The organism is Pseudomonas sp. SMV71 (genome assembly GCF_052042015.1).
Classification (GTDB): Bacteria; Pseudomonadota; Gammaproteobacteria; order Pseudomonadales; family Pseudomonadaceae; genus Aquipseudomonas.
The window spans coordinates 1-9,409 of sequence record NZ_JBKGGU010000037.1 but is presented as its reverse complement, the minus strand read 5'-3'; the positions used below and the strand labels follow the sequence as shown (position 1 = coordinate 9,409).

The window sequence follows — 9,409 nt, the reverse complement described above, 5'->3', positions numbered from 1 at the left end:
GATGGTGTCGATCCTGGCTCATTTTTCACCCATGGCTATTTCATAAGGAAACTGTGATGTCCTTGCATCCGGAACTCAACGCCTTCCTCGACCTGGCTGAACAAAGCCAGGCGGACGGCGCCGGGCCGTTTTACCTCTCGACGCCGGCCCAGGCCCGTGACGCGTTCGAGCGCACCACCGTACAACTGCGCTGGGGCGCCCCGGCGGATGTGCAGTGCGCGGCCCACGAATGTCTCGCACGGGACGGTGCGTCATTGACGCTGCGGTTGTATCGACCTGCCACGTTGTCAGCCCAGGCGTTGCCGGTGCTGGTGTATTTTCACGGCGGCGGGTACGTGGTCGGCAGCCTCGATTCCCATGACGGTGTCTGCCGCGAGTTCTGTGCGCGAACACCCTGTGCGGTGTTGTCGGTGGGCTATCGCCTGGCCCCCGAGCACCGGTTCCCGACGCCACTGAACGACGGCGCCGACGCCCTGGCCTGGCTTGCGCAACAGGCCCGCGCCGAAAGCCTGGACATCAGCCGCGTGGCCTTGGGCGGCGACAGTGCCGGCGCGACCCTGGCGACCGTGCTGGCGCTGCAATCGGCGCTGGAGCCGGACGCGCTGGCGATCACGCCGTGCTTCCAACTGTTGTGTTATCCAGTGACCGACGCCTCGGCCAGCAGCCCTTCCACCGAGTTGTTCGGCGAAGGCTATCTGCTGGAAAGCCAGACCCTGGAGTGGTTCTACCGGCACTACGCCAACGAGCCGGCCGATCGCCTGGACTGGCGTTTTTCACCGTTGCTGGCCCCGGCCCACCCACGCATGGCCCCCGCGCTGATCGCCCTGGCCGGCCATGACCCCTTGCTCGATGAAGGCCGCGCCTATGCCCGGCACTTGCAAGCGCAGGGTGTGTCGGTGGAGGTGATCGAGTACAGCGCATTGATCCACGATTTCCTGCGCTTGCAGAGCGTGGTGCCGGAGATCGATGAGGTGTATGGGCAGTTGAGCGAAGCGCTTCGGGCTGCGCTGTACGATTGAATCAGAGCTATACCCATACCCTGTGGGATCGAGCTTGCTCGCGATGGGGGTGTGTCAGGTTAATGATTGCTGGCTGACCCACCGCTATCGCGAGCAAGCTCGCTCCCACAGGGTTATTGGGGGGTCTATACATCTGCATTCACAGCTGCTCCCACCGGGTTTGGGACAGATAAAAAAAACCGGGCCAAGGCCCGGTTTCCCGTTACTGCGGTATTGCTTAGAAGTCGTAAGTCACATCCACCGAAGCCACGCGTTCCTGGCCGTAGTAGCAACCGAACGAGTAGTTGCAGTGGGACACGTATTCGCGGTCGAAGACGTTCTGCACGTTCAGGCTGGTGCTGACGCCACGCAGGCTCGGGGTCATCTTGCCCAGGTCGTAGCGCACGGTGGTGTCGAAGACGGTGAAGGCCGGTACGTCGAACGAGTTGGCCGCGTCGCCCGGCTTGCGGCCGGTGTAGCGTGCGCCCGCGCCGAAGGTCAGGCCGTTGAGGTTGGCTTGGGTGAAGTGGTAGTCGACCCACAAGGTGGCGGAAACCGGTGCCTGTTGCTCGCTGCGGTTGTCCTCGTTGCCGTAGTTGTCCTTGGTGTAGAACGAGTCGAGGTAGGATGCGGCCGCCATGACCTCGACGTTGTCGATGGCCGATTTGACTTCCAGTTCAACGCCACGGGAACGGACTTCCCCGGACTGGATCGAGTTGGCGGGATCGGCCGGGTCGGCAGTGACCAGGTTCTTCTGCTTGATCTCGAACACCGAGGCGGTGATCAGTGTTTTGTCGAACGGCTGGTACTTCACACCCACTTCGTACTGCTCGCCTTCGGTCGGCTTGAACGAATCACCGGCGGCGTCCGTGCCCACGGTCGGCAGGAAGGACTCGGAATAGCTGATGTACGGTGCCAGGCCGAAGTCGGTGACGTAGGTCAGGCCCACGCGACCGGTGAACTTGTTGTCACGCAGTTGCGAGACGCTGCGGGCCAGCAGGTCCTTGTTGTCCACTTCGGCCCAGTCCTGGCGGCCGCCCACGGTCAGGATCCACTTGTCCAGCTTGATCTGGTCCTGGAAGTAGACGCCGGTCTGGCGCACGGTGTTGTCCCACTTGGTGTCCAGGGTCGGGGTCACGCTGCCGGTGTCATAGTTGTTGTTGCTGCCGTACAGGTTGATCGGCACGACGTTGTAGGCGTTGTAGCCGTCGTACTTGCGATTGAAATGGCGATAATCCAGGCCCGCCAGGGTGGTGTGTTCCAGGGCGCCGGTGTTGAATTTGTACTCCACGCTGTTATCGATGGTGTAGGCGGTGTTGTGCTGCCGCCAGTCGAGTTTCACGCGGTTGGCCCGGGTCTGGTCGGTCACGCCACCGCTGGTGACGAAGCTGCGCAGGTAGAAGCCCTTGTACTGGTCTCGCACGTCGGTGTAGCGCGCCGTGGAGCGGAACTTCAGGTCATCGGTCAGGTTATGGCTGAAGTCGTAGCCGAGGATGAACTGGTCGCGCTTGTAGTCGTTCCAGCGGGTGTCGCCGGAAAAGAAATTGCGGTCGATGCGCTGGCCGTTCGGGCCGCGTTCCAGGGAGCCGATCCGCGGCAGCGCCTGATAGTCTTCCAGGCCGTCATCCTTCTGGATCTGCGCCAGCAAGGTCAGGGAGGTGTCTTCGTTGGGCGCCCAGGTCAGGCTCGGCGCCAGCAGCATGCGTTCGCTGTGGGTGTGGTCGACCTGCTGGTTGCCTTTTTTCGCCAAACCGATGACGCGATAGCTGAATTCCTTCTGGTCGTCGATCGGACCGCTGGTGTCGAACGCGCCGTTGACCCGGTTGTAGCTGCCGGCGCCCAGCTTGATCTGGCTGCGCTGTTCGGTGGTCGGCCGCTTGGAGACCATGTTGATCAGGCCGCCCGGCTGGTTCTGCCCGTAGAGCACTGACGACGGGCCCTTGAGCACTTCGATGCGCTCCAGGGTGTATGGATCGATCTGCGGCGCGCCGCCCAGGCTGCCGGCGTAGGGCAGGTAGGCGCCGTCCAGGTATAGCGGGGTCGGCGAGAAGCCGCGGCTGGTGATCTCGTCGGCGATGGCGTTGCGATCGGTGAAGCCGCCAGTGTTCAGCCCCGGCGTGTAGCGCAGGGCCTGGGTCAGGTTGCGGGCGCCCTGGGTCGCGATCTGGTCGGCGGTGACCACGTTGATGGTCTGCGGGATTTCCAGGATCGGCGTGTCAGTCTTGGTGCCGGTGGCGCTGCGGGTGGCGACGTAGCCGTCCACCGGGCCATATGCCGATTCCGCCGTGCGGCCGCTGATGGTGGTCGGCGCCAGTTCCAGTGAATCGCCCGGGGCCCTGGAGCGCACGGTGACGGTGTTGCCTTCGACGGTGAACACGACGCCGGTCCCCACCAGCATCTGTGACAGCGCCTGGGTCGGCGACAACCGCCCGTTGACCGGTTGGCTACGCAGCCCCTGGACGTCGTCGGCGCTATACAGCACTTGCAGGCTCGACTGCGTGCTCAACGCCTGCAACGCACTCGCCAGCGATTGCCCAGGAATGTTGAAGTCGATTTCCTGGGCCTGGACCTGTGCGCTGAACGGCAAGGCCAGGGCCATGCTGAACGCGGTGGCGCTAAAGCCCGGTTGCAGCAGGCGACGCATGATCAGTGCCTTGGTAAAACGTGGAATCCCCGGAGTTGCTGGCATCAGTGTTTCACTCTTGCAGGTGTTAAGTGGATGTAGTTGTGAGCAATTCCTAATTAGGACGCACGACCGTCGCAAAACCGGAAATGAGAATCGTGACTATTTACGCAGGCTGCAGTTCGGTGACCACTTTTCCGGCTTCCATCCGCACCAGTTGGTCGGCCACGTCGAAGTAACGGTCGTCGTGGGAGATCACGATGATGGTCTTGCCCAGGCGCTTGAGGTCCGGCAGCAGCTCGGTATAGAAAATCCGCCGGAACGTCGGGTCCTGGTCGGCGGCCCATTCGTCGAACACCAGCACCGGGCGCTCTTCCAGCCAGGCGTTGACCAGCGCCAGGCGCTTGCGCTGACCGGTGGAGAGGTCGGTGGTGGTGAAAGCACCCTCGCGCACGCTGACCTTGTGGGCGATTTCCAGGCGTTGCAGGTACTTGTTGGCGTCCTCCGGGATGTGGGTGTCGCCCTGCACGATGTCGTCGAACAGGTAGTAGTCGGCAAAAATCGTCGTGAACAACTGGCGGTAGTCATCCCGGGTCGGGGCGCTCACCACCTGGTCGTTGAGGCGGATTTCCCCTTGTTGCGGGGCGTACAGGCCCAGCAGCAGCTTGATCAGGGTGGTCTTGCCGCAGCCGTTTTCCCCGACGATGAACACGATGTCGCCCTGGTCGATCTTCAGGTTGACCGGCCCGAGGCGGAACGGCCGGGCGCCTTCGGCCGCCGGGAAGGCGTACGAGACGTCGCGCAGTTCCAGGCTTTGCACCGTCGTTTGTGGGCGCCCCTGGTCACTGAGCAACAGATGCGGTTCCGGCGAGGAAAACTGTTCCGACAGCTCGGCGATACGGCGGAAGGCGATCTGGGCGCGGCTGACAATCGGTAACGTGCCGATCAGGTGTTCCAGCGGGCCTTTCATGTACAGCAGCACCAGCACGAAACCGCTCATCACCGCCTGGTCCGTGCTCGGCCACAGCGATTGCAGGGCCAGTGCGAGGCCGATCACCACGAAGAACAGCATCGAGCCCAGGGTCTTAGCGATCACGAACGTATTCACCGAACGGATCTGCGTATCGCAGATATGGTCGGCGGTGCGCTCGATGCCCGAGACGTACATGCGTTGGCGGCGCGGACGGTGGATGCGCAGTTCCTTGGCGCCTTCGGCGACGGCGTTGTAGTGCTTTTGCAGTTCGTCTTCCGCATCGCGGGCCGCCATGAAACCCTTGATCCCGCGTCCGCGGGCGATGTACTGGACCACGGTACCGATGACGATCGCCACCAGCATCAGCAGGAACATTGGCCACGACAACAGCGCCAGGTAACCCATGCAACCGAGGGTGACGGTCAGGGAGATCGCCAGGGGGGCGAAGGCGAAGGCGAAGTCGCTGATGGTGTCGACGTCGTGGGTCAGCACCGGGATCAGCCGGTGGCTGCGGTAGCGTTCGATCTGCTCGATGGGCGCCGAGAGGACTTTTTCCCCCAGCTCCTTGCGCAACCGGGCGATGATTTTCTGGCCGACATAATTGGTGCCGATGTCCGAGCAGATGGAACTGACCAGCGCCAGCAGGCACAACCCGGCGAAGACACCCACCACAGTGTGGGTCAGACCGCCTTCGGCGTGCAGCGCCTGGTTGATCGTCGCCAGCAGCACGGTGACGCTCAGGCCACCGACCATGCCCAGCACGATGGCGCCGATGACAATCAGCCGGAAGGGTTTGAGCAGGGTGAACAATTCATGGATCACACCGCGTTTTGGTTGGCTCATGGAGGGGGTCCCTGCTGGATGGAAAAAGGGGCGGAGGCATCGGGGGCATTTGCCGGGGACGCAGGTGCGCCGGTTGGATCGCGCCCGTCTGTTAGACGTTTGGTGGGGGAGGGGATTTAAGGATGCTTGACTCGGTAGGCCCAGGCGAACAAAGCACCTGTGGCGAGGGAGCTTGCTCCCGCTCGGGCGCGCAGCGGCCGCAAAACCTGGGGGCCGCTTCGCAGCCCAGCGGGAGCAAGCTCCCTCGCCACGGAAAGCTCCCCTGAACCATGCAAACTCGGGTTACATATCCCGCGCCACCCGGAACCCGATCCAGTCGCCACGCACGCTGGGCACCAGCGCGTTGCGGTTGCCGGAGCGAGAAAACACCGGCGCCTCACCCCAATCGTTGCCGCGGATCCGGCGGAACTCGCACTTGCCGGTCAGCCAGGCGCTGCCGTCGCTCGGGGCGCCGAGGTAGTTTTCGTTGTAGCAGTCGGCGGTCCACTCGTAGATGTTGCCGTGCATGTCGTACACGCCGAAGGCATTGGGTGCGAAGCTGCCGGCCGGGGCGGTGAAGTTGTAGCCGTCGGCGGCGCCGTAGGTGTTGGCGTGCTTCGCGATGCTGTAGTCCTTGCCCTCGTCGAACGGGAAGGGGAATGGGCCGGTGCTGCCGCCGCGTGCCGCGTATTCGCGCAAGGACTCGCTGACCAGCCGGTAAGGCTTGCCGGCTTTTTTCGACAGCCATGCCACGTAGGCGTTGGCCTCGGCGAAATCCATGCACACCGCCGGGTGCCGGTCGGTGTATTGCTTGCGCGGGTCGCTGCCCTGGTAGTCCGGGATGCCGGCCTTGCACGCCCGCCCCGGTCGCTCATCGCCATCGGGCATGGTGTAGCCGGTGTCCCGCAGGTAGGCGAACCACTCGCTCTTGAGGATCTGGAAACGGCTGATCGCCACCGGACGGGCAAATGTCACCGGGTGCACCGGGCCTTCGTCGGGCTCGCGTCCCACTTCGTCTTCCGGGGTGCCCATCTGGAAGGTGCCGGTGGGCAGTACGACCATTTCCGGGCAGTCCTTGCAGTCGCGCAACACCTGGCCCGGTTGCGAGGCGTGGGCGCCGGAGGGCAGCAGGGCGGCCAGGAACAGCGCCGCAAGCATCGATGGAAAACTGTTCATCGTTCTTTCTCGTAAAGTCAGGTTCAGAGTGTCTGGGTCAGCAGGCCCATGAAGCGATCGATCTCGTTTTCGGTATTGAGCAACCCCGGCGCGGTGCGCACCACCGGCCCGGCGTCGCGATGCACGGCGTCGGCGATCACCCGGTTTTTCATCAGGTAGCCGGCGATCTCGTCACTGTCGCGGCCTTTGACCCGGAAGAAGGTGAAGCCGGCCGACAGCTCCGGGCTCAACGGCGTGACCAGCTCGATCTGTGGCTTGGCCAGCAGCTGTTTTTTCAGGTAGCTGTTGAGGGCATGGATGCGCGCCTGGACCTCGGCCTTGCCCAGTTGCAGGTGCAACTTGAACGCTTCGTCCGCCGCCCAGCGGTGTTCGAAGGCGTGAAAACCGCCGGGCGTCATGACCGTGGAAAATGCCGTGGCTTCGGAGAACGTCGGGATGATCGGTGTGACGTACTGGAGTTCTGCGCTGCGGCTGCACACCAGGCCGGTGCCCCGCGGACCGAACATCCATTTGTGGGTCCCGGCGATGAAGAAGTCGCAGTTCATCTCGGGGAAGCTCAGGTCCTCGACGCCGAAACCGTGTACGCCGTCCACCACATAGATGATCCGCTGTTCATCGCTACGGCCCTGATTGTGTTTGTCCACCAGCGCGCCGATCTTGCCAATCGGCAGCTTCACACCGCTGCCCGAATGCACCCAGGTCATGCCCAGCACGCGGGTTTCGGGGCGGATGCTGCGGTCGATGGCGCTGAGGATTTCGTCGTGGCTGGCGGCGTGGGCCTGCTCGAACAGCTTGATCTTGCGTACCCGAGTGCCGTCCCGTTGGGTGCGCAGATCGAGAATGGTGTGGGTGGCGTAGTGTTCGTGGGCGGTGGTGAGGATTTCCTGATCGGCGCGTACTTGCACGCCGCCGTAAATCATCGCCAGGCCTTCAGTGGTGCTGCCGGTGAGGGCGATCTGCTGGGGGCTGGCTTGCAGGTAGCGACCGGCCCAGGTCCGTACGTTCTCTTCGCGTTCCTCGGTCACACCCAGGTCCCAGTCCATCAACAGCCCCGGATTCTGGTCGAGGGCGGCGCGGTGTCTTTCGATGGCCTCGCGCACCGGGCGTGGGTGGGTAGTGACCAGGAAGTTGGAGAAGTGCAGATAGTCCGGATCCTGGTCGAACAACGTGCGCAACTGCGCCCATTTGTCTCGGGACAGCGATGGCAGTGGCTTGGTGCTTGCCTGTGCGGGCAGGCTGGCGGCCAGGGGCAGGCCGGCCGCGAGGATGCCGGCCTGCTTGAGAAAGGTGCGGCGTTCATTCATGGCTGGCTGACCTGCTGGGCCGAGGCCACCGGGGGGCGGGCGGCTTGTTGCACCTGATCCCAGACCCGCAGGAAATTACCGCCCCAGAGCTTGGCGATGTCGGCTTCGGAGTAGCCGCGGGTAAGCAATTCGGCGGTGACGTTGCGGATCTCGCCGACGTTCTCCCAGCCTTTCACACCGCCGCCTTCGTTGAAGTCCGAGCTGATGCCGACGTGGTCGATGCCGATCTTGCGCACGGTGTAATCGATGGCGTCCCCCAGGTCCTTGAGGCTGGCCTTGGGTTCTTCCTCGAGAATGCCGTAGAGCTGCGCGGCGTATTCGCCGAACTTCTGCTCCGGCCACGCGGCGATGATCGGATCGCCCGGCATCAGGGCCATGGCCAGGTTGGGCAGCGGCGGCAGGTCGAAGCGTTGGCGCAGGGCATTGAGTTTGTCCTGGGTCTTTTGCGTCAGCGGGCGCAGGTATTGGGAGAAGCCGACGATCTGCACCACGCCGCCACTGCGCTTGATCAGTTGCAGTTCCTTGTCGCTGAGGTTACGCGGGATGTCGACCATCGCCCGGGGCGCCGAATGGGACGCTACCAGCGGCGTTCGGCTCAGCTGCGCGACTTGTTCCAGGGCCTGGCTCGACATTTGCGACACGTCGATGATCACCCCTAGGTCGTTGAGGCGGGTCACCGCTTGCTTGCCCAGGTCCGACAGGCCGCCGAGCGCGTCGGGCGAGTCGTTGAAGAATGGCAGCGGGCGGGACGAGTCGGCCCAGTCGTTATTACCGATGTAGCTGAACCCGAACATGCGCATGCCGCGCGCCGTCCACAGGTCCAGCAGGCTCAAGTCGCGGCCCAGGGGGTAGGCGTTGAGCATGCTGATGAAAATCGCGAACTTGCCTTCGCCGTGCAAGCGGCGGAAATCCTCCGGGGTGTAGGCGATGGCGACCTGGTTGGGAAAATCGCGGACCAGGCCGCTGATGATCTTGTAGCGCACCTCTTGCTGGTTGCGCGCCTCCTCGACGAACCCGGCGGTGGGTTTGTGCGGGGCGTTGGGACCGTTCCACAGCTCGGGCCAGCCGAAGACCGTCAGCGCGGCGCCGGACAATTGGCCGCGGTTGGCTTTCACCAGGTCGAACTGGCCACTGCCATCCTTGTCGGCCTCGTGGCCGGCGGTGCCGAAATCCAGTGGGACGGTGATGTGGCTGTCGAAGGAGAGCAGGCGGTCGTGCAGGGCCTTGGCTTGTTTCATGACTTTGACTGGGTAGCCGGGGTTGTCTCGCCACCAGTGGTCCCAGGCTGCCAGGCTGCCGCCGATCACCAGCGCCAGGGCCAGGGGCACGCCGGTGAGTAGCGCTTTTTTCGAACGTCGTGTTGTCATTGCCGATCTCAGTCAGGTTTGCCGGGCGTGGGGGGCTTTGCTATGTGGGGAGGACGAGTAGATGGCGGGGAAATTTAGGCGGTGTGGGGTTGTGGATTGGGGGTATATCCGTTGCTGCGGTAACGGCTTCTTACGGTTCCGCCTTT

6 protein-coding genes are annotated in these 9,409 nt (G+C 63.6%); 1 reads left to right on the top strand and 5 read right to left on the bottom strand.

Annotated features, from left to right (window positions below; all coding sequences use genetic code 11):
• Nucleotides 1–56: 56 nt before the first annotated feature.
• Nucleotides 57–1,019 (top strand): alpha/beta hydrolase, encoded by a 963-nt coding sequence (locus tag ACLEJQ_RS25050; RefSeq protein WP_440799572.1) that lies wholly within the window; start codon nt 57–59, stop codon nt 1,017–1,019.
• 217 nt (nt 1,020–1,236) lie between these two features.
• On the opposite strand, the gene ACLEJQ_RS25045 is transcribed toward ACLEJQ_RS25050, so the two are convergent.
• From ACLEJQ_RS25045 to pvdM, 5 genes are all read right to left on the bottom strand, one after another.
• Nucleotides 1,237–3,687 (bottom strand): TonB-dependent siderophore receptor, encoded by a 2,451-nt coding sequence (locus tag ACLEJQ_RS25045; protein WP_440799569.1) that lies wholly within the window; start codon nt 3,685–3,687, stop codon nt 1,237–1,239.
• 100 nt (nt 3,688–3,787) lie between these two features.
• The gene (locus ACLEJQ_RS25040) at nt 3,788–5,437 is read right to left on the bottom strand and encodes a cyclic peptide export ABC transporter (RefSeq protein WP_440799566.1); all 1,650 of its coding nucleotides are present in this window, start codon (nt 5,435–5,437) and stop codon (nt 3,788–3,790) included.
• 282 nt (nt 5,438–5,719) lie between these two features.
• Nucleotides 5,720–6,592: a dihydropyoverdine dehydrogenase gene (gene pvdO / locus ACLEJQ_RS25035; RefSeq protein WP_440799563.1), complete on the bottom strand. Its 873-nt coding sequence runs from the start codon at nt 6,590–6,592 to the stop codon at nt 5,720–5,722.
• A gap of 23 nt (nt 6,593–6,615) precedes the next feature.
• Nucleotides 6,616–7,896, bottom strand: coding sequence for a pyoverdine-tailoring periplasmic protein PvdN (pvdN, locus tag ACLEJQ_RS25030; RefSeq protein WP_440799560.1), 1,281 nt, complete (start codon nt 7,894–7,896; stop codon nt 6,616–6,618).
• Nucleotides 7,893–9,263 (bottom strand): pyoverdine-tailoring dipeptidase-like protein PvdM, encoded by a 1,371-nt coding sequence (gene pvdM / locus ACLEJQ_RS25025; protein WP_440799557.1) that lies wholly within the window; start codon nt 9,261–9,263, stop codon nt 7,893–7,895. The genes pvdN and pvdM overlap by 4 nt, the downstream gene beginning before the upstream one ends.
• Between the last annotated feature and the right edge of the window lie 146 nt (nt 9,264–9,409).